The organism is Streptomyces sp. NPDC012769 (assembly GCF_042901205.1).
GTDB lineage: Bacteria > Actinomycetota > Actinomycetes > Streptomycetales > Streptomycetaceae > Streptomyces.
The window spans coordinates 501,375-524,236 of sequence record NZ_JBIBCP010000003.1; the positions used below are offsets into that span (position 1 = coordinate 501,375).

At 72.9% G+C, this 22,862-nt stretch carries 22 protein-coding genes; 12 read left to right on the forward strand and 10 right to left on the reverse strand.

Translation table 11 applies throughout. From position 1 onward, the window contains the following. Positions 1 to 79 precede the first annotated feature (79 nt). Positions 80 to 409 (reverse strand): hypothetical protein, encoded by a 330-nt coding sequence (locus ACFY7C_RS17510; RefSeq protein ID WP_389650684.1) that lies wholly within the window; start codon positions 407 to 409, stop codon positions 80 to 82. On the opposite strand from ACFY7C_RS17510, the gene ACFY7C_RS17515 reads away from it, so the two are divergent. The 6 genes from ACFY7C_RS17515 to ACFY7C_RS17540 all read left to right on the forward strand — a co-directional run bounded on the left by ACFY7C_RS17515 (position 372) and on the right by ACFY7C_RS17540 (position 4,583). Continuing rightward, positions 372 to 2,087, forward strand: coding sequence for an RNase A-like domain-containing protein (locus tag ACFY7C_RS17515; protein ID WP_389650687.1), 1,716 nt, complete (start codon positions 372 to 374; stop codon positions 2,085 to 2,087). The genes ACFY7C_RS17510 and ACFY7C_RS17515 overlap by 38 nt on opposite strands. A gap of 10 nt (positions 2,088 to 2,097) precedes the next feature. After that, positions 2,098 to 2,754, forward strand: a complete 657-nt coding sequence (locus tag ACFY7C_RS17520; protein WP_389650689.1) for a hypothetical protein — start codon at positions 2,098 to 2,100, stop codon at positions 2,752 to 2,754. 35 nt (positions 2,755 to 2,789) lie between these two features. Next, on the forward strand, positions 2,790 to 3,200 hold the full coding sequence (locus ACFY7C_RS17525) for a WXG100 family type VII secretion target (RefSeq protein WP_389650692.1): 411 nt from the start codon (positions 2,790 to 2,792) through the stop codon (positions 3,198 to 3,200). Positions 3,201 to 3,271: 71 nt separating this feature from the next. Next, positions 3,272 to 3,574, forward strand: coding sequence for a WXG100 family type VII secretion target (locus ACFY7C_RS17530; RefSeq protein WP_389650694.1), 303 nt, complete (start codon positions 3,272 to 3,274; stop codon positions 3,572 to 3,574). Positions 3,575 to 3,576: 2 nt separating this feature from the next. Further along, complete coding sequence (locus ACFY7C_RS17535; RefSeq protein WP_389650697.1) at positions 3,577 to 3,936, forward strand: RNase A-like domain-containing protein; 360 nt, start codon at positions 3,577 to 3,579, stop codon at positions 3,934 to 3,936. A gap of 8 nt (positions 3,937 to 3,944) precedes the next feature. After that, positions 3,945 to 4,583 (forward strand): contact-dependent growth inhibition system immunity protein, encoded by a 639-nt coding sequence (locus ACFY7C_RS17540; protein ID WP_389650700.1) that lies wholly within the window; start codon positions 3,945 to 3,947, stop codon positions 4,581 to 4,583. Positions 4,584 to 4,614: 31 nt separating this feature from the next. On the opposite strand, the gene ACFY7C_RS17545 is transcribed toward ACFY7C_RS17540, so the two are convergent. Beyond that, positions 4,615 to 6,093, reverse strand: a complete 1,479-nt coding sequence (locus ACFY7C_RS17545) for a glutamate--cysteine ligase (RefSeq protein WP_389650703.1) — start codon at positions 6,091 to 6,093, stop codon at positions 4,615 to 4,617. A gap of 85 nt (positions 6,094 to 6,178) precedes the next feature. After that, the gene (locus tag ACFY7C_RS17550) at positions 6,179 to 7,981 is read right to left on the reverse strand and encodes a SpoIIE family protein phosphatase (RefSeq protein ID WP_389650706.1); all 1,803 of its coding nucleotides are present in this window, start codon (positions 7,979 to 7,981) and stop codon (positions 6,179 to 6,181) included. A gap of 746 nt (positions 7,982 to 8,727) precedes the next feature. Between ACFY7C_RS17550 and kdpF the strand changes: the two genes are divergently transcribed. From kdpF to ACFY7C_RS17570, 4 genes are read left to right on the forward strand one after another with little or no spacing between them, the layout of a single operon-like run. Beyond that, the gene (kdpF, locus tag ACFY7C_RS17555) at positions 8,728 to 8,817 is read left to right on the forward strand and encodes a K(+)-transporting ATPase subunit F (RefSeq protein WP_331917799.1); all 90 of its coding nucleotides are present in this window, start codon (positions 8,728 to 8,730) and stop codon (positions 8,815 to 8,817) included. A gap of 8 nt (positions 8,818 to 8,825) precedes the next feature. Then, positions 8,826 to 10,490: a potassium-transporting ATPase subunit KdpA gene (gene kdpA / locus ACFY7C_RS17560; RefSeq protein WP_389650710.1), complete on the forward strand. Its 1,665-nt coding sequence runs from the start codon at positions 8,826 to 8,828 to the stop codon at positions 10,488 to 10,490. Beyond that, complete coding sequence (kdpB, locus tag ACFY7C_RS17565; protein ID WP_389650713.1) at positions 10,487 to 12,667, forward strand: potassium-transporting ATPase subunit KdpB; 2,181 nt, start codon at positions 10,487 to 10,489, stop codon at positions 12,665 to 12,667. Before kdpA ends, kdpB begins: the two co-directional genes overlap by 4 nt. A 23-nt stretch (positions 12,668 to 12,690) precedes the next feature. Then, on the forward strand, positions 12,691 to 13,362 hold the full coding sequence (locus ACFY7C_RS17570) for a potassium-transporting ATPase subunit C (protein ID WP_389650716.1): 672 nt from the start codon (positions 12,691 to 12,693) through the stop codon (positions 13,360 to 13,362). Positions 13,363 to 13,382: 20 nt separating this feature from the next. On the opposite strand, the gene ACFY7C_RS17575 is transcribed toward ACFY7C_RS17570, so the two are convergent. Then, entirely contained in the window at positions 13,383 to 15,428 is a 2,046-nt protein-coding gene (locus ACFY7C_RS17575; protein WP_389650719.1) for an ATP-binding protein, read from the reverse strand. A 229-nt stretch (positions 15,429 to 15,657) separates the two neighbouring features. Beyond that, on the reverse strand, positions 15,658 to 17,241 hold the full coding sequence (locus ACFY7C_RS17580; RefSeq protein WP_389650722.1) for a PP2C family protein-serine/threonine phosphatase: 1,584 nt from the start codon (positions 17,239 to 17,241) through the stop codon (positions 15,658 to 15,660). 316 nt (positions 17,242 to 17,557) lie between these two features. Between ACFY7C_RS17580 and ACFY7C_RS17585 the strand changes: the two genes are divergently transcribed. Continuing rightward, positions 17,558 to 17,899 (forward strand): GNAT family N-acetyltransferase, encoded by a 342-nt coding sequence (locus ACFY7C_RS17585; protein WP_389650725.1) that lies wholly within the window; start codon positions 17,558 to 17,560, stop codon positions 17,897 to 17,899. A 3-nt stretch (positions 17,900 to 17,902) separates the two neighbouring features. Here ACFY7C_RS17585 and ACFY7C_RS17590 read toward each other — a convergent pair whose 3' ends face one another. Both ACFY7C_RS17590 and ACFY7C_RS17595 read right to left on the reverse strand, forming a co-directional pair. Further along, entirely contained in the window at positions 17,903 to 19,168 is a 1,266-nt protein-coding gene (locus ACFY7C_RS17590) for a glycosyltransferase (protein WP_389650727.1), read from the reverse strand. A 106-nt stretch (positions 19,169 to 19,274) separates the two neighbouring features. Beyond that, the gene (locus tag ACFY7C_RS17595; RefSeq protein ID WP_389650729.1) at positions 19,275 to 19,586 is read right to left on the reverse strand and encodes a hypothetical protein; all 312 of its coding nucleotides are present in this window, start codon (positions 19,584 to 19,586) and stop codon (positions 19,275 to 19,277) included. Positions 19,587 to 19,927: 341 nt separating this feature from the next. Here ACFY7C_RS17595 and ACFY7C_RS17600 point away from each other — a divergent pair, with 341 nt between their 5' ends. Continuing rightward, positions 19,928 to 20,167: a hypothetical protein gene (locus ACFY7C_RS17600; RefSeq protein ID WP_389650731.1), complete on the forward strand. Its 240-nt coding sequence runs from the start codon at positions 19,928 to 19,930 to the stop codon at positions 20,165 to 20,167. 36 nt (positions 20,168 to 20,203) lie between these two features. Here the strand turns inward: ACFY7C_RS17600 and ACFY7C_RS17605 are convergent, their stop codons facing one another. The 3 genes from ACFY7C_RS17605 to ACFY7C_RS17615 all read right to left on the reverse strand — a co-directional run bounded on the left by ACFY7C_RS17605 (position 20,204) and on the right by ACFY7C_RS17615 (position 22,830). Then, positions 20,204 to 21,139, reverse strand: a complete 936-nt coding sequence (locus ACFY7C_RS17605; RefSeq protein WP_389650734.1) for a universal stress protein — start codon at positions 21,137 to 21,139, stop codon at positions 20,204 to 20,206. A gap of 5 nt (positions 21,140 to 21,144) precedes the next feature. After that, a complete protein-coding gene (locus tag ACFY7C_RS17610; RefSeq protein ID WP_389650737.1) occupies positions 21,145 to 21,747 on the reverse strand; it encodes a CBS domain-containing protein in 603 nt (200 codons plus the stop codon). Between the two features lie 144 nt (positions 21,748 to 21,891). Next, positions 21,892 to 22,830, reverse strand: a complete 939-nt coding sequence (locus ACFY7C_RS17615) for a potassium channel family protein (RefSeq protein WP_389650740.1) — start codon at positions 22,828 to 22,830, stop codon at positions 21,892 to 21,894. Between the last annotated feature and the right edge of the window lie 32 nt (positions 22,831 to 22,862).

Consider the following 22,862-nt stretch of genomic DNA (forward strand, 5'->3'; position numbering starts at 1 on the left):
GCCAACTGTGCGAGTGATCCAGGAACTTGGCGAGTTCACCTGCTAGCGTCTCGAACAGTCCGACAGAGCCGGGGGGATCTCATGGGACGAGGAACGGGGACGCGCGCCCACCGTCGTGAGGCGGACGGGGCGACCCGGTGACCCCGCCCACACCCGGCCCGACCAGCACACCCACGCCGAGCCCGAGCACCAGCCCGAGCCCGAGTGCGACTCCGCAGCCCGGCACCACGCCGACTCCGGGAACGACGCAGCCGCCGTCCCCGCAGCCGTCGGGTACGCCCAGCGCCGAGCCGACGCCCTCGCCGAGCCCCAACGCGCCGCCGAAGCCCCCGGGCCCGCCGCCCCAGCTGCCTCCGGCCACCCCGCCCGCGGTGTCCAACCCCTGGACGGCCCCCGGCGGCTTCGACATCCAGCCGCTCCACCTCTACCAGGTGTCGGCCGCCCTCGCCGTCGAGCAGGGGTCGTTCCACAAGGCGCTGACCCAGTTCCTCGACGTTCACGGCCACTACTCCCGGGTCGGCGGCGCCGGCACCGTCACGGCCGAGTTCGCCACCCAGTACGCCGCGGTCATCGCCCTGCTCATGGAGGTGCACGGCAAGGCGGTCGTCGCCATCGGCGGCGCGGCGGTCGGCTTCACGACCACGGCCAACAACTTCCGGCAGGCGGACGCGGCCACCCACCCGCTCAATCCGCCCTTCGCGCCGCAACCGCCGCCGCAGGTCATCACCGCACCGCCGGCGTACGCGGCCCCGCCGGCGTTCGGCGTCCGCGACGGCAACCCCGTCGACGACTTCCTCGACATCTTCGACGGCGACGTCCCCGGCTCCCTCATACGCACGGTCATCGAGGAAGCGCTGGGCGCCGGCCGCGCGCTCGAGATCCTGCCGCTCCCGAACTACCTGAGGGTCAACGAACTCTCCCAGGCGTGGCTGCCGTACCAGACCGGCCTCGGCACCATCCAGGGGCAGCTCACCGGCACCGTCGACACCATCACGGACAACGCCAACGGCGACTGGCACGGGGCGATGCTGGAGTTCGTGTCGTCGCTGTGGGGCACGAAGGCCTGGGGCAAGAACACGGCCGGCTACGAGTGGGGCCACAAGCCGGCGACCGGGGCGGGCACCAGCCTTCCGGTCTTCGCCGTCCTCAGCACCACGGCGCAGATGCTGGCCCAGGCCCTCCGCTCGTACGCGGAGGCCGCCGAGAAGGTCCGCACGGAGCTGCGCGAGATCCTCTACAAGGCGATCAAGGACGCCCTGGCGCTCCTGGAAGCCACCGACTTGAAGGGCTTCCTGGGAAACATCGCCGAGCGCCTGAAGAAGCTGTGGAAGGGCCTGGGCGCCGCCGTGCTCCTCAGCATCGACACGGAAGCCGTCAACCGGGCCGTCGCCACCTACGAGACCGCGCTGCGGGAGCAGACGGAGGTGGTGAAGAAGCTGCTGGAGCCCCTGCGGGAGGCTTCGCGGGCGGTTCCGACCTTCCAGGCGCAGTCGGCGAGGGCCGAGGCGTTCGGCGCGCGGTCGCTCTTCGAGTTCGACCGGTCGATCGTCCCGCTCAACGAGCAGTCGCGGGACCCGAACAACCGGTTCGGCATCGACCTCGCCTCGATGGAATGGGAGACCAACCCCTACCAGGCGTCCCCGAACGACCCGCTGAAGCCGGGCAAGGACGCGCACACGATCGACCGGCATGTCGGCCTCACCGTGGACCAACTGCGGATGCGCGTCCGGGACCAGGGCGTGGACGCGTCGGCCTTCCCGGATCTGCCGGCCGCCCAGAAGCACGTCCAGGCCGCCTTGAACGACCCCGCCAACATCCAGACGGTCCAGAACTGGATGGACAGGCAGAAGCAGAGAGTGGCCAATGGCACCTTCAGCCCCGCCTCCTCGCCGGATCTCCGAGCCTTCACCGTGAGGGACGCGAACGGCAACCCGGTCGTGACGGGGTCCTCCGTCACGCAGTCCGACTTCGCCGCCCAAGGCTTCGGCGCCCAGCCGAAGCAGGTCCACAGCGTGAAGCTCGTCCTCGCCTACTCGCCGGAGTCCGGGACCTTCTATGTCCGCACCGCCTTCCCGACCCCGCCGTAACATGCGCCCCGTGACCTCGAAACACGACGATTTCTTCACTTCCGGCACGGTGGGGCTCCTCCTGGACGTCGCCCTCGCGTCCCGCAACCCAGGGGCCGCACCACTGGAGGACGAACTCCGGCGGTTGTCGCGCTTCCTGCAGGACTCCTCGGCGACCGTGCAGATGATGCCGCTGGTCGCGCTGGCCTCGCTGCTCGACCTCCTGGCCGACGAGGTCGGCACGGAGGCGTTCGGGACCAGGCCCGCCGCGTATCGCGAGGCGCTTGCTCGGGCGGCCGGCGACGATCCGCCGGCGGACTTCCTGCGCGCGCTGGCCGCACTCGTCCGTGACCGGCAGTTCGTCTCGTACCCGGACCTGACGGAGCTGCCGCTCTCCATCTGGGAGGCAGGTGCCCGTTTCTCGCTGACCTCGGCCTTCATCTCGTCGATGATCTCGGGGGAGTACGACAGCGTGGACGAGGCCCTGGATGAGATCCTGACCAGCGAGCACCCCGACTGCCACGAGCGACTCGGGAACCTCGCCGGCGAGTTGCAGCGGCTCCTCTACCTGTTCCGCACGCCCGCCGAACTCGACGCGGCATTCGCCGACGCCGCGCCCTACGTCACCCACGCCCGGGTCCGCCTCCTCCTCGACGCCGTCCACGCCCACTTCGCCGAGCAGCACTGACCGCCCACCCCGTCACACCGGAAGGAGCCGCCGCCATGTCCACCGAACCGAACCTCGACGTGACGGACGAGGACCTGAAGCGCCTCGCGGACGACCTGGACGCCATGCGGTCGCACATCGACGGCCAGGTGCGCCGGATGGACGCGATCGTCGACCGGGCCGAGGCACGGTGGCGCAGCGAGGCGGCGACGGCCTACCGCAAGCTGCACCGGGAGGCCGGCGCCGACGCCGTGCGCATACGCGAGATCCTGGGGGTCCTGGCGAAGGCCGTGCGGATGAGCCGGGACGGGTTCACCCGGCAGGAGCTGGACATCCTGCGGCAGTTCCGGGCCGAGATGAAGAAGGTCGACATCGACGCGGAGGTACGAGAACTGTCCGGCGAGGGGCCGCGCGGCACGGGGCCCGGCGGCGGGACGGCACCGACCAGCAGGATCAACGACATCTGACCGTACGGTGGAACGGACATCCGTCCACCCGTACATCCGCACCACCGCACGTCCGTAAGGCAGGGGGAAACGTGAACGACGACGGCTCGATCTCCGTCGACCTGGTCGCGCTGCGCGAGATCGCCGGCGACCTCGAGGACATCCTGGCCAAGCTCAACGAGCGCCTGGCCGCGCTGTACGACCGTACGGTGCCGGTCGTCCTGGCCTGGCAGGGCGAGGCCCGCGAGGCCTTCGTCGACGAACTCGACCGCTGGGACCGGCAGGTGGAGGACCTCCAGGCCGCGCAGAAGTGGCTGCACGCCATCGTCTCCACCGGACACGCCAACTACTCCGCCGCCCATCGGGCGACCCTGCGCGGCTGGGGCGGTGCCTGAGCATGACGACCCCTCCCACCCCTCCCGCACCCCCCACCCCTCCGGTCCCCGCCCGCGCCGACCGCGCCGCGACCTTCCCGGACCGTGCGACCGCCCAGTGGGCCACCCAGCAGGTCATCGCCCTGAACGAGCAGGTCATCCACCGCTGGCTCGCCCAGTCCACCCGGCAGCGGCTCGTGATCGAGGCCGCCTGGCCCTCCCGGCCCGATCCGGTGGGGACGCTGATGACCACCGGGATGGCGCTGGCCGACCAGGACCCGATCCCGGTGCGCGCCGCCCGGGTGGTGCTCCGCCGGACCGCGTCCACCGAGCCCGGCGCGTACCCCTTCACCGTCCACTCCTCCCTGCCCGTCGAGCTGTAGAGGCCCCCGTGTCCCTGAACCCCGCCGAGCACGACCGCAAGTACGGCGAGCTCGACCAGGTCGTCCGCGCCCACCTGGGCCTCGGCCCGCACGCCCCCGAAGCGGTGGCCGGCTATCTGCGGCACACCTGGCGCACCCGGCCCTGGGCCCTCGCGGTCGCCGCCGAGCAGCTGCGCACGCTCGCGGAGAACCCGCCAGGGCGGCTCCGGCTGCGGCTCGGCGAGTACTACCGGCTGCCCGACCTGGGGCTGCCGCCCGAGGAGGTGGGGGGCTGGCTGACGGGCCTCGCCGACCGGCTCGACGAGAGCCTGGCGAACGGCCAGGCGCCGCCGCCCGGCCCGCCCGTCACCCCCTGGGAGTGGCGGGCCCGTTTCCCCGAGCTGGCGCAACTGCTGGGCGGCTGGTTCACCCAGGACATGCCGGAGGAGTTCGGCGACCACGAGTCCGCGCTCGCCGACTACCTGGAGGGCACCGATCCGGGGCTCGTCGCCCAGCTGACGGGGGAGCTGCACGACCTGCTCGCCCTCGGCCTCGACGAGGACGGCCTCGCCCAGGCGCTGGTGACGCTCGGCTCGGAGGTCGAGCCCCCGGTGCCGTACAGCCCCGGCGCCTGGCTCGCCATGCTCGCCGTACTGCTGCGCGGCTGACCGGCCGTCCGCGCCGCACGGGGACCGTGGCTCATTCGACCGGCCAGGTGTGGGCCGGGGCGTTCATGTGCATGTAGTCGAGGTACTGCCGTGTCATCCGCCGCAGTGCCTGATGGCGGCTGCCGTGGCCGTGATCGAGGAGGTGGTGGAAGGTCTCGGACTGCCACACCGCGCCGTTCCGGCCGCTGACGCACCGCTGCTCGATGATGCCGAGCAGCGGCTCGCGCCAGGCCGTGTCCATGCCCCACCGCTCCAGCCCCCGGTCGGCGAGCGGCAGCAGCCGGCGCAGGACGAGTTCGGTCGCGGGCACCTCGCCCATCCCGGGCCAGTACAGGTGCGCGTCGATTCCGTGCCGGGCCGCGGCATGCAGATTGTCCTCGGCCGCCGAGAACGACATCCGCGACCAGACGGGGCGGTCCTCCTCGGCCAGGGCGCGGACCAGCCCGTAGTAGAAGGCGCCGTTCGACAGCACGTCGGCCACGGTGGGGCCGGCGGGCAGGACGCGGTTCTCCACCCGCAGGTGCGGGACGCCGTCGACGACGGCGTAGACGGGTCGGTTCCAGCGGTAGACCGTGCCGTTGTGCAGGGTGAGCTCGGCGAGCTGGGGAACCCGTCCGCGGTCGAGCGTCTCCTGGGGGTCCTCGTCGTCGCACAGCGGCAGCAGCGCCGGGAAGTACCGCGCGTTCTCCTCGAAGAGATCGAAGACGCTGGTGATCCACCGCTCGCCGAACCACACCCGGGGGCGGACGCCCTGCACCTTGATCTCGTCCGGCCGGGTGTCGGTGGCCTGCTCGAACAGCGGAATCCGCGTCTCACGCCACAGCTCCTTGGTGAACAGGAACGGCGAGTTCGCGGCCAGGGCCACCTGCACCCCGGCGATGGCCTGCGCGGCGTTCCAGTAGTCCGCGAACTCGTCCGGCGAGACCTGGAGGTGGAACTGGGTGCTCGTGCACGCCGCCTCCGGCGTGATCGTGTCGGCGTACGTGCGCAGCCTCTCCACCCCGTCCACCTCGATCAGCAGGTCCTCGCCCCGCGCGGCGAAGATCTGCTCGTTCAGCAGGTGGTAGCGGGGATTCTCGGACAACGCCGCGAGGCCCACGTCCTTCAGCTCCAGCGTCGGCAGGATCCCGATCATGACGAGGTGCGCCCCGATCGCCGCGGCCTTGTGCTCGGCGTGGTTGAGCGCGTCCCGTATCTCCTGCTCCCAGGAGTCACGGCCACCCGCGGTGAGCTGCCGCGGAGCGATGTTGATCTCCAGATTGAACCTGCCCAGCTCACTGGACCAGGAGGGATCCGCGATCGCCTCGAGCACCTCCGCGCTGCGCAGGGCGGGCTCGGCGTCCGCGTCCACGAGGTTCAGTTCGATCTCGAGCCCGACCTGCGGCAGCTCGAAGTCGAAGCGCGATTCCCGCAGCAACCGGGCGAACACGTCGAGGCACGTGTGCATCTTGTTCCGGAACCGGCGACGGTCGTCACGGGTGAACACCAGCGCCGGGACATCGCGTCCCATACGGGCCTCCCGGTGCCTGCGGCACGGTCTCAGGGCACGGGTCCCCAAGGGCAGGAACCCTCTCCTTCAGCGTCCCCCACAGGCCTCAGGACGGCATGTTCTGCTCCGCCCAGACCACCTTGCCGGTGGCGGTGCGACAGGAGCCCCAGCGGCGACACAGCATGTTGATGAGCTGAAGCCCCCGCCCGCCCTCGTCGCTGAGGTCCACGTGCTGGATCTGGGGCAGATCGGGTCCTGTGTCCGAGACCTCCACGACCAGGCGCTCCCCGCGCAGCAGCCGCAGCAGGCCGGGGCCGTTCCCGTAGCGCAGCGCGTTGCCGACGAGCTCGGACACGACGAGCTCGGACACGTCGGCGAGCTCGGCGAGACCCCAGGCGGCGAGCTGCTCGGTGACCAGGCCCCGGGCGACGGAGGCGGCCCGTCCGTCCTTCGGCAGCTCCCACACCCGTAGGTCTCCGGCCGGGAGCGCGGCTCCGGTGGTGATGAGGAGCACGGCCTCGTCGAAGCGGGCGGCGGCGGCCGGAGCGCACTCCACCAGGCCGCCCCGCTCCAGCGCCCCGGGCGGCAGGCCCAGCGCCGCCGACCGGAGCCGCTCCAGCTGGGTGTCCACGTCCTCCTCCCGGGTCTTGACCAGGCCGTCCGTGTACATGACCAGGTGGGCGCCGTCGGGGACCCGCAGCCGCAGCGGGTCGTACGGGATCACTCCCGCCCCCAGCGGCGCGCCGGTCGGCACGGGGACGAACTCGGCGGAGCCCTGCCCGTCGATCAGCAGGGGCGGCAGGTGCCCGGCACTCGCCAGGGTGTAGGTGGAGTCGGCGGGGTCGTAGACCGCGCACAGGCAGGTGGCGACCTGCTCGTCCTCCAGGTCGCGGGTGGCCAGGTCGAGCCGTGCGAGGATCCGCTCGGGGGCCATGTCCAGCGTCATCAGGGTGCGGCCGACGGTCCGCAGGCGCCCCATGGTGGCGGCCGCGGGCAGCCCGTGCCCCATCACGTCGCCGACCATGAGCGCCGTCCGCCCGCCGGGCAGGCCCATCACGTCGTACCAGTCCCCGCCCACGCCGTGACGGGCCACCGACGGCGCGTACTCGGAGTGCACCAGCAGGCCCGGCGTCGCCGGGGTCACGCGCGGCAGCAGGCTGCGCTGCAACGAGACGACGTGCTCGCGCTCGCGTCCGTACAGTCGCGCGTTGTCGATGAACACGGCCGCCTTGGAGGCGAGCTGTTCCGCCAGGGCCAGGTCGGTGGAGGAGAACGGCGGTGTTCCCGGGCCGCGGACGAAGTCGGCGCTGCCGAGGAGCAGCCCACGGGCGATCAGGGGGACGGCGAGATAGCTGTGCACCCCGGCGGCACGCATCTTCGACGCCGCGCTCGCGGTGGGCGCGACACGGATGAAGTCGTCGTCCCGCATGCGGCTCAGCAGAACCGGCTTGCCCTGCCGGAGGCAGTACCGGTGCAGCAGGGTCTCGTGCGGCTGCTCGGCGTGCACGAACGTCTCGCCGACCGGGGTCGGCTCCAGGGAGGAGAGCTCCTCGATGGCGCACAGCGCCGTGGCCCGCATGGCCGGAATGCCCGGCTCCGTCCACCGGGCGCCCTCGTCGCCCCGCAGGACGCTCTCCAGGATGTCCACGGCCGCGCCGTCGGCGAAGCGGGGCACGGTGAACTCGGCGAGCTCCTGCGCGGTGCGCTCCAGGTCCAGGGTCGTGCCGATCCTGGAGGTCGCGGAATTGAGCCAGGCGAGCCGGCTGCGCGTGGTGAACCGGTCCGGTGGCAGCACGCCCCTGCTCCGGCGGAACCGCACGTTCCCACCGGCCGGGCGGCGCACCGGCTCCGGGTCCCGCCCGGCCGAGCCCCGGCTGTGCAGACGCCGTCTGCCGCTCCCGCCGTTCACCCTTTCGGCCCCCAACAGGACTCGACACCATGTGGTGCCAAGTGTGCACCGCAAACGCCTCCCGCGCCTCCCACCAGGAGCCATGAGGCAGAATGCCCGGCATGACGATGTGAAGAGCACCTGCCCAGCGCCACCGGTGGCTCAAGGACGGGACCTGGGAGACGATCCCCGACGGCGATCGGCGGATCTGCGCGCGCTGCGGGACGCCCGTGCGCTCGTACCGGTACCGCTTCCACCCACCCGAGTCGCCTCTGTACGAACGGTGCGTCGGGCTTGCCTGGTGTTCCGGCTGCCGGGTCTACTCCGGCTCGATGGTGCACGTTCCCCGACATCGCGTCCTCGTCGACGCTCTGGCGTCGCTGCCTCCTGACCAGCGGGAACGCATCGAGCGGAGCGAGACCAGGTTGATCGACCATCTGGACCGACAGCTTCGGGACGGTCGCTGAGGGGTATCCGGTCGATCAGGCCGGATCAGTCGGTCCGCAGCACCGGGCCCCGGGTGCCGAGGGCGCCGCCGTACGGGATGCGTCAAGACGGCAGGGGGCGGCGTCAGGGGGGCGTCAAGGGCGGCGGGGACGTGGCCGAAAGACGGTTTCCTCGTCTTCGGCGCCGTACGGACAGCTCCGTACGGCCCGTCGTCCCGTCCATTGACTCCAGGAGCTCACGATGGCCGATCTGGCCTTCGTCGTCACCACGGTCGCGGTCTTCGCGCTGGTGGCCTTCATCGCCAAGGGGGTGGCGAAGCTGTGACGGTGGAAAACGTCGTCGGCCTGATCGTCGCCGCCGCCCTGCTGGGATACCTCGTCCTCGCGTTGGTCAAGCCGGAGAGGTTCTGAGCACAGCTATGAGTCCCCTCCTGGCCGGCATCCTCCAGCTGCTCGCCCTGGTCGTCGCGCTCGGTCTGTCGTACCGGCCGCTCGGCGACCACATGGCCAAGGTCTACTCCTCGGAGCGCCACCTGCGCGTCGAGAAATGGATCTACAAGGGCATCGGCGCGAACCCGGACGCCGAGATGCGCTGGCCTGCGTATCTGCGCGGTGTGCTGGCCTTCTCCCTCGTCGGCGTCCTCTTCCTGTACGGCCTCCAGCGGCTCCAGGGCTCGCTGCCCGGCTCGCTCGGCTTCGTCTCCATCGACCCCGACCAGGCGTTCAACACGGCCGCGTCGTTCGTCGCCAACACCAACTGGCAGTCGTACTACGGCGAGCAGGCCATGGGCCACGTCGTGCAGACCGGTGGCCTCGCGGTGCAGAACTTCGTCTCGGCGGCCGTCGGCATCGCGGTGGCGGTCGCCCTCGTACGCGGCTTCGCCCGCTCCCGTACCGGCGAACTCGGCAACTTCTGGGCCGACCTGGTCCGGGGCGTCGTACGGATCCTGCTGCCGATCTCGGTGATCGGCGCACTCGTCCTCGTCGCGTGCGGCGCGATCCAGAACTTCTCCGGCATCCACGAGGTCGGACAGTTCACGGGCGGCACCCAGCAGTGGAACGGCGGCGCGGTCGCCTCCCAGGAGGTCATCAAGGAGCTGGGCACCAACGGCGGCGGCTACTTCAACGCCAACTCCGCCCACCCCTTCGAGAACCCCGGCGGGCTCTCCAACCTCTTCGAGATCTATCTGATCCTCCTCATCCCCTTCGCGCTGACCCGCACCTTCGGCCGCATGGTCGGCTCGCTCCGGCAGGGCTACGCGATCCTGGCGACGATGGCCACGATCTGGCTCGTCTTCACCGCCCTGATGACGGCGACCGAGTTCCACCACGGCGGCCCGGCGTTCGACCTCGCCGGCGGCGCGATGGAGGGCAAGGAGACGCGCTTCGGCATCGGCGGTTCGTCGCTCTTCGCCGTCGCGACCACGCTGACCTCCACGGGAGCGGTGAACTCCTTCCACTCCTCGTACACCGGCTTCGGAGGCGGCATCACCCTGCTGGGGATGCAGCTCGGCGAGATCGCGCCCGGCGGCGTCGGCTCCGGCCTCTACGGCATGCTGATCATGGCGGTCATCGCCGTGTTCATCGCCGGTCTGATGGTCGGCCGCACACCCGAGTACCTGGGCAAGAAGATCGGCACGCGCGAGATCAAGTTCGCCGCCTGCTACCTCCTGGTCACCCCGGCGCTCGTGCTGTGCTTCACGGCGGTCTCGTTCGTCCTGGACACCCCGGCGCACTCGATGACGAACACCGGCGCCCACGGCTTCTCCGAGATCCTCTACGCCTACACCTCCGGCGCCAACAACAACGGCTCCGCCTTCGCCGGCCTGAACGCCGACACCCAGTGGTTCAACACGACGATCGGCCTCGCGATGCTGCTCGGCCGCTTCCTGCCCATGGTGTTCGTCCTGGCGCTGGCCGGCTCCCTCGCCGGACAGACCCCCGTCCCCGCGACCCCGGGCACCCTGCGCACCGAGAAGCCGCTGTTCGCCGGGCTGCTCGTCGGCACGATCACCATCATCACCGGTCTCACCTACTTCCCGGCGCTCGCCCTGGGCCCGCTCGCCGAAGGACTCGCGGCATGACCACCCACGTGACGAAGAACGAGGACACGATGTCCACCTCCGCCGCCCCCTCGACCGAGGCGCCCCACGGCGACCTGCCCGGTGACCACCTGCCCGCCGACGGGTCCGCCGCTGTGCCCGGCAGCCGCCCGCCCGCCGGCCGGGTCGGCGGTGGCCTGTTCGACCCCCGGCAGCTGGTGACGTCCCTCCCCGACGCCCTCCGCAAGCTCGACCCGCGCGTGATGGTCAGGTCCCCGGTCATGTTCGTGGTCCTGGTCGGCTCGGTGCTCACCACCGTCCTCGCGGTCAGGGACCCCGGGAACTGGTTCGGCTGGGCCATCACCGCCTGGCTGTGGCTGACCACCGTCTTCGCCAACCTGGCCGAGGCGGTGGCCGAGGGCCGGGGCAAGGCGCAGGCCGACACCTTGCGCAAGGCCAGGACCGACACCGTCGCCCGCCGCCGCACCCGGGCGGGTGAGGAGCAGGTCCCGGGTACCGAACTGCGCGTCGGCGACCTCGTGGTCTGTGAGGCCGGTGACGTGATCCCCGGCGACGGGGACGTCGTCCAGGGCGTGGCCTCCGTGGACGAGTCCGCCGTCACCGGCGAGTCGGCCCCGGTCATCCGCGAGTCCGGCGGCGACCGCTCGGCCGTCACGGGCGGTACGAAGGTGCTGTCCGACCGGATCGTCGTCAGGATCACGACGAAGCCCGGTGAGACCTTCATCGACCGCATGATCAGCCTGGTCGAGGGCGCCGCCCGGCAGAAGACCCCCAACGAGATCGCCCTCAACATCCTGCTGGCCTCGCTGACGATCGTCTTCCTGCTCGCCGTCGTCACCCTGAAGCCCTTCGCGATCTACGCCGGGGCCGACGGTCAGACCTCGATGATCGTCCTCACCGCGCTCCTGGTCTGCCTGATCCCGACCACCATCGGGGCCCTGCTCTCCGCGATCGGCATCGCCGGCATGGACCGGCTCGTGCAGCGCAACGTCCTCGCCCTGTCGGGGCGCGCCGTCGAGGCCGCCGGCGACGTGTCGACCCTGCTGCTCGACAAGACCGGCACCATCACCCTCGGCAATCGGCAGGCCGTCGCGTTCGTACCCGTACGAGGGGCGACGGAGGCGGAGGTGGCCGATGCCGCCCAGCTGTCCTCGCTCGCCGACGAGACCCCCGAGGGCCGCTCGATCGTCGTCCTCGCCAAGGCGCGGTACGGGCTGCGCGAGCGGCACCAGGGCGAGCTCGACCACGCCACGTGGATCGAGTTCACCGCCCGGACCCGCATGTCGGGCGTCGACGTGGACGGCCGGGCGGTTCGCAAGGGGGCGGCCGGCTCCGTGATCACCTGGGTCGAGGAGCGGGGCGGCACGGTCGCCCCCGACGCCCGGGAACTGACCGACCGCATGTCCCAGGCCGGCGGCACGCCGCTGCTCGTCGCGGTCAGCGACGATCAGGGCGCCCGCGTCCTCGGTGTCGTCCACCTCAAGGACGTCGTCAAGGAGGGCATGCGCGAGCGGTTCGACGAACTGCGCCGCATGGGCATCAGGACCGTCATGATCACGGGTGACAACCCGCTGACCGCCAAGGCCATCGCCGAGGAGGCGGGCGTCGACGACTTCCTCGCCGAGGCCACCCCCGAGGACAAGATGGCCCTGATCAAACGCGAGCAGGCCGGCGGAAAGCTGGTCGCGATGACCGGCGACGGGACGAACGACGCCCCGGCCCTCGCCCAGGCCGACGTGGGCGTGGCGATGAACACGGGCACGTCGGCCGCCAAGGAGGCCGGCAACATGGTCGACCTCGACTCCGACCCGACCAAGCTCATCGAGATCGTCGAGATCGGCAAGCAACTCCTCATCACCCGAGGAGCGTTGACGACCTTCTCGATCGCCAACGACGTCGCGAAGTACTTCGCGATCATCCCCGCCATGTTCGCCGTCGCCTATCCGTCCCTGGACAGGCTCAACATCATGCGCCTGGCCTCGCCCGAGTCCGCGATCCTCTCGGCCGTCGTCTTCAACGCGCTGATCATCGTGGCCCTCGTGCCGCTCGCCCTGAAGGGCGTGCGCTACCGGCTGGCCGGCGCCGACGCGATGCTCCGACGCAACCTCGGCCTCTACGGAATCGGCGGCCTCGTCGCCCCGTTCGTCGGCATCAAGGTCATCGACCTGCTCCTGTCCCTCATCCCCGGACTGGGTTAACCCGGAAAGCGTGCTGATCGACCATGAACAACTCCGTGGGAAACGCCGGGCGGTCGGCGGCGGCCGGACTCCGCGCCCTCCTCGTCCTCACCCTCCTGTGCGGGGTGCTCTACCCGCTCGCCGTCACCGGCGTCGCCCAGGTCGCCTTCCCCCACCGGGCGAACGGCTCCGAGATCAAGGACACGAGCGGCAGGGTCGTGGGATCCGAACTCATCGGCCAGCGCTACGACCTGCCGCTCGGGGACGGCGAAGAGAGCCCGGCCCCCGACCTGAGGTGGTTCCAGCCGCGCCCCTCCAACGGCCTCGGCACGAACAGCGTCAACACGCGGTACGAGCTGATCGTGTCCGGTGCGACCAACCGCTCGGGTGACAACGCGGAGCTGATCCGGTGGGTGACGGAAGCCAAGGCCGCCGTCGTGAAGGACAACTCCACCGCCACGTACACGGTGCGGCCGTCGGACGTCCCCGCCGACGCCGTGACCTCCTCCGGCTCGGGCCTTGACCCGCACATCTCCCCGGCGTACGCGAGACTGCAGGTCCACCGGGTGGCCGAGCGCAACCACCTGCCCGTCGCCGTCGTCGCGCAGCTGGTCGCCGACCACACCGACGGCCGCGTCCTCGGCTTCGTCGGTGAACCCCGGGTCAACGTCCTCGCACTCAACATCGCCCTCAGGGACCTGGCGGCCAAGGGCTGACGGCCGCCGAACCCAGGGCCTCACCGGGCGGGTCGCCCTGCTCCGGTGGGGTCCTCGGCGGCGGTGGCGCGCTGGGCGGGCAGGGACAGGCGGGGGAGAGGCCGTCCGGCGCGGTCGATGTGGTCGAGGAGGCGGCGGAGGGCTCGGTGGGCCTGAGGGGCGTCCAGGACGGGGTCGAGGTGGGCGAGCGCGCGGCGGGCACGGTGACGGGCCCGGCCGGTGTGGCCGGCCCGGTGGTCGGCGAGGGCGTGTGCGTAGTGGGCGAGAGCCCGCGCCCAGGTGTCGTCGCGGACGGTCGGCCGGGCCAGCGCGCGCCGTGCCGTCCGGAGGGCGGCCCCGGGGTCGGTGTGCGTCTGGACGACGGCCAGGGCCGCCAGGCTGAGGACGGCCGGCGGCCCGCCTGTGGCGTCCTCGGGAACGGTCGCGGCGGCATGGCGGTAGTGCTCGGCGGCGGCGCGCAGGTCGTGCCGCCGCCAGGCGAGGGTGCCCTGGACGTGGAGGATGCGGCCGACGAGCGCGTCGTCGCCGGCGAGGACGGCGGCCGGCCAGGCCGCGTCCAGGAGCCGGTGGGAGGTGACGGGATCCGCGGGGGCGCCGAGCCACGCGGCGAGCCACTGCGCCCGGGCCTTCGCGACACCGTCCGTCGGCAGGAGCGGCAGCAGTCCCAGGAGGTGCGCGGCGCCTTCCTCCGCGTGACCGTGCGCCGCCCACCAGAACCACAGGTGCAGCACGCTGTCCACCGCGGCACGCGCGAGCGCCGGTTCATGGGCGGCCCGGCGCACCAGGCGGACGACGTCCGCGTGTTCGTCGACCACCAGCCGGGCGGCCTGACACTGCAGGCCGCTGTTCCACAGCGCCTCCGCGACCCCGGTCACGCTCCGGCAGTGACGGGCGTGACGGTCGTGGGCCGCGGCCGCCTCCCCGGACGTGGCAAGCCGTTCGTGACCGAAGTCCCGGGCGGCTCGGGCCATCCGAAAACGCACTTCCCGTACGGTGCCGAGCTCGCCCCGCGGCTGGAGCACGCCGGTCGCGGACAGCGCGGCCAGCGCCGGAGGCACCCGGTCCGGGGCGATGCCCAGCCCCTCGCAGACGAACCCGGCCGCGGCCTCCGTGAAGGCCCCCGCGAAAGCGCTCAGACAGCGCCAGACCTTGCGTACGTCCGGCTCGCACAGGGCGTGCACGGCGCCGATCGACGAGCGGACCGACCGGTGCCGGCCGACCGGGGAGCCGGCACCGGCCAGCCAGCACACCCCGGCCTCCAGGCGATCGACCAGCTCGTTCAGGCCGGTGTCGCCGAGCTGCGCGGCGGCGAGCTCGATCGCCAGCGGCACGCCCTCCACCAGGCGGCACATCCGCTCGACCGCGCCGAGCTCCGCGGCCCCGCGCGGCCGGTGGGCGGCGGCGGCCCGGGCGAGGAACAGTTCGGCGGCGGGGGAGGGACCCGGGGACGCGGGAAGCGCCGAAGGGTCCGTGGGCCCGCCCGTGGGGCCCGGGGGGCCACCGGTCGGCAGCGGCGCCAGTCGCAGCACATGCTCCTCGCCGAGCCCCAGGGGACGGCGCGCGGTGACCAGGACCCGGAGCTCCGGCAGGCGCATCAGCAAGGACTGCACCAGCCTGATGCATTCGGCGTGCACCGGATCGACGTCGTCCAGGAACAGCAGGGGCCGGCCCGTCGACAACGGCGGAAGGCGAAACGCGTCCGCCGACGGCCGGTCCGCCGAGGGCTGGTCGAGCCGGCCGGACCCGTCGGGTGGGGCGAGGGGATCGGCGACGGTGTCCAGGGCCCGCAGGATGCGCGCCGCCAGGGCATGGGGACCCGCCGGGACGCCGTCGTGCCAGCGGACCCTCACCGTCCCCGACCACGGCGCCCGAGCCGGGCGACCGGCGGCCGCCAGCGCCAGCCGGCTCTTGCCCACACCGACCGCACCCACCACGGTCACCAGCCGGCTCGCGGCCAGCGCCTCCTCCAGCGCCGCCAGCTCCTCGTCGCGCCCCACCAGCCTGCCGTGACGCCCCGCGCTCGGGGCGTCGTCCCCCTCGGCTCCCGCCCACACGTCCGCTTCCACCCGCAATCCGGCCCATCGCCTTCCACGACGACGCCACCGGCCGCCGTACGGTGGCATGACCGCGGGTCCCGCGTGCAGAACCGTCACTGCACGAGCGTCGCGTCACACCAACGCGCGGCGGCCGCCCGGAGTGGCGACGATCCGGGACGGACCACACGTGCGAGTGAACGCGGGTGCCGGGGGAGGGAGGGGGAGGGCGGCCGGTCAGCGAGCGGAGGGCCGGGGGCGGTCAGAGCGTGGCGTGCAGGACGCAGATGTCGTCGCGCCGCAGGTCCGGTGTGACGAGGGCGTCCAGAAGGTCCTCCAGGACCCGGCCGCTGCCGGAGCACTCCGCCGCCGTGCGTGCCAGTCGTGCCAGACCGTCGCCGATGTCCTCGCCCGGCTCCTCGACCAGCCCGTCCGTGTACATCAGCAGCTGGTCGCCGGGCAGCAGCTCGACCGAGGACGGCTCGTACCGCGGAGTGGGGACGGCGCCCAGCAGAACGCCGTGGGGACCCGTGAGGCAGCGGGCCTCTCCGTCACGGATGAGCAGCGGCGGCAGATGTCCCGCCTGGACCCAGGTGAAGCGCGACGTGGCGGGCTCGTACCGGGCCATGATCATGGTGGCGGTGCTGAAGTTCCGCTCGGCACTGTGCAGCAGCAGCGTGTTCAGCCGGGCCAGGATCGTCGGGAGCGGCGTGCCGGTGATCGCCATGCCCTTGGCGGTGAAGCGCAGCTGGGCCATGGTGGCCACCGCGTCGAGTCCGTGACCGGCGACATCGCCGACGACGAGCAGCGCGCTGCCGTCTGGCAGTTCGATGGCGCTGTACCAGTCCCCACCGACGTTGAGCCCCTCCTGCAGGGGCTGATAGGCCACGTCGACCGTGAGCCCGGCCAGGTTCAGTGACTGCTGGGCCAGCGGCAGCAGGGCGTGCTGGAGGCGGGCGGCGAGGTCGCGCTCCGCTTCGAGCAGACTGCGGTGCGCCAGCGCGGTCCGCTCGTGCTCGAGCAGCCGCTCCTCCGCCCGCTTGAGGGTGGTGAGGTCCTGGAAGAATCCGTGGACCTCGACCGGAGTGCCCTGGAGGTCCATGTCGGCCTCCGCCACGATCCGTACGTGCCGGACCTGCCCCGCGGGGGCGGCGACGCGGAACGTGTGGTCGAGCGGCCGGCCGTCGCCCAGCAGGCGCCGCACGCTGTCGCCCAGCGCCGGGACGTCCTCGGGGACGACGTGGGCGGGCAGCTCCTCCAGCGTCATCGGGCCGAGGGACGGCTCCCGGCCGAAGATGGCATAGGCCTCCTCGGACCAGGAGATCGCGTTCCCCGCCAGGTCCCAGTCCGCCCATCCCATCCGCGCCAGGCGCTGCATGGCCACGAGCCTGCGCTGGTCACGCTCCTCGGCGTCCAGGCGCGCCCAGGAGACGATCAGCCCCGCCTGGCAGGCCGAGGCCCGGACCACGAAGCGCGAGCGTCGCGGCAGCCCGGCCACGACCTCCTCGTAGTCGAACGGCTCGCCCTCGAAGCGCGTGCCGCTCCGCAGGACCCGGAGATATCCCTCCCACAGCTCCGTGCCGACCACGGCGGGGTACGTCTCGCGGACGCTCAGCCCCACCAGTTCCCTGCCCCTGCGGGCGACGGCGTCGACGGCGTCGGGGGACGCCGCCATGATCCGGAAGTCCGTCACCTCCCCGTCCGCCCCGAGCACGGGTGTGAGGTAGATCGCCGATCCCGGCAGGGCGTCCAGCACCTGCTGGACGTCCGGCACCGGTACGACGGGCGCGGCCTGGGCACCTCGGGCCGCCTTGCCCCGCCTCGACACGTAGCGGCTGGACGACAACGCGGAGGCTCCAGCCTCCTCATCGAAACCGCCCCCTCGTGACGGGGGGACGGACGGCACCTCGCGGTCGGTCATAGGACGAGCATGACATGCCTCCGCTTCCGTCCTTCCAGGCCCGTGCCCCGCCCGGGCCGCACGCGAGCCCCGGACACACCGCCCCGGCCGATCGACTCGTCGACCTGTCGACCGGTCGATCCGCCCCGAGCCGAGGGACCATGGCATCCGCCTCGGTGGACGTGGTACGTATCAGGGCCGTGGTGGCACCCTCACGCGCGGCACCGCGCCCCGCACGCCACGACCCGAAAGGCAGCACGCCATGACCGAGCAGACCACCACCCCCGTCGTCCGCCGCGTGGACGACCGGCACCGTTACGAGATCCTCGTGGACGGCGAGCGCGCCGGGCTGACCGCGTACCGGGACCGCGGGGAACAGCGTGTGTTCTTCCACACGGAGGTAGACGATGCCTTCGCCGGACAGGGCCTGGCGTCGATCCTCGTCCAGGAGGCGCTCACCGACGTGCGCGCCTCCGGCATGCGTATCGTGCCCGTCTGCCCGTACGTGGCGAAGTTCCTGAAGAAGCACGAGGAGTTCGCCGACCTCACCGACCCGGTGACGCCCGAGGCACTGCGGTGGCTGGACGGCGTCCTGGGCCGCTGACGTTCAGCGGCCCCGCCGTTCGAGCCGATCGAGCGCGTCCCGTACCGGTGCCACGCCGTCCTCCCGCTCCAGCCGCTCGGCGAGGGCGCTCGCGCGCCGCCGGTAGGCCGGGTCGCGGACGGCGGCGGCGAGTGCGTCGGCCAGCGGTTCCGGGGTGGTCAGCCGCCGCAGGGGTACGGGGCCGGGCGAGACGCCCAGGGCGGTGAGCCGCGCCGCCCAGAAGCCGCCGTCGAACCACACCGGCATCGGTACGGCCGGCACGCCGGCGCGGAGCCCCGCGGCCGTCGTCCCCGCGCCCGCGTGGTGCACGACGGCGGCCGTGCGCGGGAACAGCAGGGAGTGCGGGACGTCGCCGATGGTCAGCATGTCGTCGCCGTCGGCGCGCAGCCCGCTCCAGCCGGACTGGATCACGCCGCGCAGCCCGGCCCGGCGCAGCGCCCGCACGATCAGGTCGCTCACCCGTTCCGGATCCGGCACGGTCGGGCTTCCGAGGCCCACGAAGACCGGGGGCGGACCGGCGGAGAGGAAGGCCTCGATCTCCGCCGGGAGTTCCGCCGTCGGCGAGGTGTAGGGCCACCAGTAGCCGCCGATCGTCAGGCCGGGATGCCAGTCGGCCGGGCGGGGCACCACCAGGCCGCTGAAGCCGTGGTGGACGGGCCAGTCGCGGCGCACCCGGCCGCGGCCCCCGCCCCGTGCCCGGGACCGAGGGCGCGGGTTGCCGAGTTCGGCCTCGACCGTCCGGACCGCCTCGTCGAACACCCTGCCCAGAGCGGCGTTGACGGCCCGTCCGGCCAGCCGGTTGCCGGTCCTGCCGCAGGAGCGGGTCCCGACGACCGGAGGCGGGAACGTGCCGGTGGGCGCGAGCGGCTGCAGATAGACGCCCCGGCTCGGCAGCCCCAGGCCCTCCGCGAGGGCATGCCCCAGCGGCGCGACGGATCCCGACAGCAGGAGGACGTCGCTCGCGCGCGCCGCCTCCAGCATTCCCGGCGCCATGTCCCCGACCAGTTTCCGTGCCATGGCCAGCACCAGCGCCAGTTTGCCGGGCCCGCTCCGGCTGGTGAGGAGGCGCCGGCCGTGTTCGGTGCGCAACTCGGCCCGCGGGTCCACCGGCAGGCCGTGGAAGGACAGCCCCGCCTCGCCCACCAGGCCGGCGAACGTCTCGTGGGTCACGACGGTCACGTCGTGCCCCGCGCGCGCCAGCCCGTGTCCGAGCCCGGTGAACGGCGCGACGTCACCCCGGGAGCCCGCTGTCATCAGTGCCACACGCATCGCGCCCAGTATCGCGGCCGGAGGACCTCCGGCGGGGGAGGCGCGGGACGTGTCGTCGCGACGTGTCGTCGCCCGGTGCGGACGGTCCGGCGTCGTCGGCCGCGCGTCAGCCGGCGGCCCCGGGGATCCAGTGGTTGTGGATACGCATCACCCGCGGCGTGCCCGGTGTCACCGGCCAGCCCTCGTCGGTGGCGATGGGCATCATCTTCTCGGCGAACGCCTTCATCTGCGACTCGCTCTCCCAGACGTCGAAGACCTCCAGGCCTTCGTCCGTCGGAACGCACGCGTGGGACACGCAGCCGTCGAAGATGCCGGGCACCTGCTGGAGCCTGGCGTTCAGGGCGTCGTACTGGTCCGTGGTGACTCCGGGGACGACGGCGTGGACGAAGATCGCCATGGCGGTCACTCCTGTGCTCATGGGCGGGGCAGCGCCTCCTGCGCTGTCCCTGACGGCGGCAATCCGCCCCCTGTGCCAGCACACCACGTCCGGCCCGCGACGGCATCCGAGCGGCGGGGAGCGCGCGCGGCGGGGGCGGTCGTGTCGAGGAGCAGGGCAGCCGGCGCGCACGGAAGGCGACGCCGTACGGTGGCGGCCGCCCGAGAGACCCGAATCGGACGGCCGATCGCGGGGGCGTCGTGGGAGACAGGGCGAGCGTCAGCGCCGGCACGGACGCGGTCCCAGACCCAGACCCAGACGCAGACACCGACGCCGCCGTCACCGACGTCATCACCCTCGCGGCCGACACCTTGGTCCCCACGTTGACCTATGCGCCGACCCGGCGATGGCTCGCCACCCGGGGCCTTCCCGCCCGGCACCGCCTCATGACCTTCGGTCCGCTCGGCGAGGCGCGTGTGCGGACGGTGCGTCAGTACCTGCCGGACCAGGGCGCGGACGCCGACGCGCTCGCCGAGGACATCGCGCCGCTGCTGCGCTCTCTGCTGGCGACGACGACCGCTACTGGCCCGAGGTCCTCCACGAGCAGGCCGGCGGAGTCCTGAGACCGCGGGGTGACGGCCGGGCCGCTCCCGGTGGGCTCAGTCGTGGGGCACGACGGCGACCGGGGCCCGGACGTGGTGCAGCACCGCGTGCGCCACGCTGCCGAGGTGCGCGCCCAGCGTGGAACGACGGGTGCGCCGCCCGACCACCACCAGCGCGGCGCCCTCGGCGGCCCGCGGCAGCTCCTGGCCCGCCGAACCGGCCACCACCCGCCCGGTCGACGCCACCTCGGGGAACCGCTCCCGCCACGGTTCGAGGAGCCCTTCGAGCGAGCGCAGGACCTCCGGGGAGACCGCGTGCGCCTGCCGGGCCTCCGGCGTCCCCGAGGGCACCAGACGGTCATGGAGCGGCAGCCGCCGCGCGTGGACGACCCGGACCTCGGTGCGCCGCGAGGCGGCCTCGGCGAAGGCGAACGCCAGGACGCCGTCGACGGGATCCCGCAGATCGACCCCGACGACGACCGGTGCCCCGGAGGAGGGGGCTTCCGGGCTCTCCGGATCGAGGGCTCCCGGACCGTCCGGGCCGTCAGCGTCGAGGGTTTCCCGGCCCGGTGGGTCCGGCGCCCGTACGAGGACCACGGGCCGCTCGATGCGGCCCGCGACCGTCATCCCGACGGAGCCGAGCAGATACCCGGCCACCCCGCCCAGCGCCCGTGAGCCGAGGACCAGCAGGTCACCCCGCTCCTCCGTCGCCAGGACCAGGCTCGTGACGGGATCCGAGGGCAGCAGCCGGGTGGTGACCGAAAGGCCGGGACGGCTCTCGCGCAGGCGCGCCGCCGTGTGCGCGAGCAGCTTCTCGCCCCAGGAGGCGACCGGCTCCCGCGACACCAACGGCACGAGCAGGTCCGGCGACGGTTCGAGCACGTGCACCAGGTGCACGCCGGTGCCGCGCAGCACCGCCTCGTCCGCCGCCCACTCGGCCGCGGCGTCGGCCTGCTCCGTACCGTCCAGGCCGACCACGACGCTTCCCGCCATGCCGCTCACCTCTCCACCGTCCGACGCGGCCCGGGCGTGAGCTCCGCCGCCGCGTCCACCACCCCCGGCACCGCGCGGGCGAGCCGCAGTGCCAGGTCCTCCGGCACGGACGCCGGCAGGCGGCCCGTGAGGGTCACCGCGCCGTCCGTCACCCGCACGGTGAGGGACGCGTCGCCGCCGGACGCCAGGCGGGTGGCCAGCTCGTGGCGCACGTCCTCGGCGACCTCGGCGTCGGAGCGCAGATAGGCCTTCAGCAGGTCGCCCCGGCTGACGACGCCGACCGGACGGCCCTCCTCGTCCACCACCGGCAGCCGCTTCAGCTGCCCGCGCCCCATCAGCCGGGCCGCCCCGGCGAGCGTGGCGCCGCGCGGAACCGTCACGGCGGGTGCCGCCATCAGCCGGCCGGCCGTCGGCCCGCCGCGCTCGTCGCCGCCGAGCACGGCGTTCTCCGACACCATGCCGACGACCCGCCCCTCGGGCGAGACGACCGGAACCGTGTTCACGCCCCAGCGCCGCATGGACCGGGCGATCTCCCGCGCCGTGGCGTCGAGCCGCACGGAGACCACGACGTGGCTCATGACGTCGTCGACGGTGCGTGGATGCTTCATGACGGGCCTCCGGCCGCTGCGCTGCTGGGCCTCCCGATCCCGTGGGGCGTCACTGCCCTCACCTGTCCTCACCACGAGTGTGTGCCGCCGGGCCCCTCGCACACCAGGCCGGCCGGGCCGACAGGGCCAAGAGGAGCAACGGAGTCACGCCGGTCCGGACCTCCGCCCCTCGCCGCGCCCCTGGTCCGGCCCTCGTCCCCGCCCGTGTCCGCGTCCGCGCCCCCGGCCGTGGTCGTCGGCGTAGGCCGCGAACACCCGGTCGGGAGCGCCGTCCGTCCGCAGGAAACGCTCGTCGAGCACGCCCGCCAGGTCGTCCAGGGCCGTACGCAGCACCGACGCCGCGAGACGGACGTCCGGATGACCAGCCTCCGCCGCCTGGTCCGCCAGACCCACGGCGTGCCCGAGCTGGAGAGGCAGCGAGGTGCGCTCGTCCACGTCGTAGAAGTAGTACGACTCGGGGTACTGCAGGAAGTCCACGGTGATCGTCGACAGGGCCGACGCGAGCCCGTCGAGCAGCGCGGCACCGCCGTCCGAGTCGAGCGCCCCGGCACCGGTCCGACTGCGGCGCGCGTGGGACAGCCGCAGCGCCAGGGTCCTGCGGCGGGCCAGCGCCGGATAGACGCCGAGGATCCAGGCGACGGTCGCCGACAGCAGGACGAAGCCGACCAGGGCCTCCATGGGGGCGAGCACGCGCAGCCAGCCGGCGGTCGGCGCGATGTCCCCGAGTCCGAGCGTGGCGAGGGTGACCAGCGAGACGTAGAGGGCGTCGAGCGGAGTCGCGTGCTGGGAGGGGTCGAGCTCCGAGGAGTACGAGAAGTCGTCCGGCATGTGGGGCCAGTAGATGAGCGCCCACCCCACGGACACCGTCAGCGCCCAGACGGCGAGGACCGCCACCATGCCCATGGGACCGGCGAGACCGGCCGGCCGCCACCGCGCGCCGAGGCCCGCCGAGAGCCGCCACAGGGACATCATGACCAGCCTGCTCAGGCCGCCGTGACGGGTCGGGTGCCAGAGCGTGTGGAAGAGGTCCCGGAGAACGAACAGGACCAGCAGCGCGCCCGCGAGCATCGGAAGCCAGGTCATGGGGGCCTCCTTCCCCGTGGGGCGCCGTCCGC

Coding starts and splice junctions, on each gene's coding strand:
- ACFY7C_RS17525 (WP_389650692.1), top strand. CDS start 2,790: ATGTCCACCGAACCGAACCTCGACGTGACGGACGAGGACCTGAAGCGC.
- ACFY7C_RS17605 (WP_389650734.1), bottom strand. CDS start 21,139: ATGGCGGGAAGCGTCGTGGTCGGCCTGGACGGTACGGAGCAGGCCGAC.
- ACFY7C_RS17585 (WP_389650725.1), top strand. CDS start 17,558: ATGACCGAGCAGACCACCACCCCCGTCGTCCGCCGCGTGGACGACCGG.
- ACFY7C_RS17545 (WP_389650703.1), bottom strand. CDS start 6,093: ATGGGACGCGATGTCCCGGCGCTGGTGTTCACCCGTGACGACCGTCGC.
- kdpB (WP_389650713.1), top strand. CDS start 10,487: ATGACCACCCACGTGACGAAGAACGAGGACACGATGTCCACCTCCGCC.
- ACFY7C_RS17615 (WP_389650740.1), bottom strand. CDS start 22,830: ATGACCTGGCTTCCGATGCTCGCGGGCGCGCTGCTGGTCCTGTTCGTT.
- kdpA (WP_389650710.1), top strand. CDS start 8,826: ATGAGTCCCCTCCTGGCCGGCATCCTCCAGCTGCTCGCCCTGGTCGTC.
- ACFY7C_RS17570 (WP_389650716.1), top strand. CDS start 12,691: ATGAACAACTCCGTGGGAAACGCCGGGCGGTCGGCGGCGGCCGGACTC.
- ACFY7C_RS17595 (WP_389650729.1), bottom strand. CDS start 19,586: ATGAGCACAGGAGTGACCGCCATGGCGATCTTCGTCCACGCCGTCGTC.
- ACFY7C_RS17510 (WP_389650684.1), bottom strand. CDS start 409: ATGTCGAAGCCGCCGGGGGCCGTCCAGGGGTTGGACACCGCGGGCGGG.
- ACFY7C_RS17535 (WP_389650697.1), top strand. CDS start 3,577: ATGACGACCCCTCCCACCCCTCCCGCACCCCCCACCCCTCCGGTCCCC.
- ACFY7C_RS17610 (WP_389650737.1), bottom strand. CDS start 21,747: ATGAAGCATCCACGCACCGTCGACGACGTCATGAGCCACGTCGTGGTC.
- ACFY7C_RS17590 (WP_389650727.1), bottom strand. CDS start 19,168: ATGCGTGTGGCACTGATGACAGCGGGCTCCCGGGGTGACGTCGCGCCG.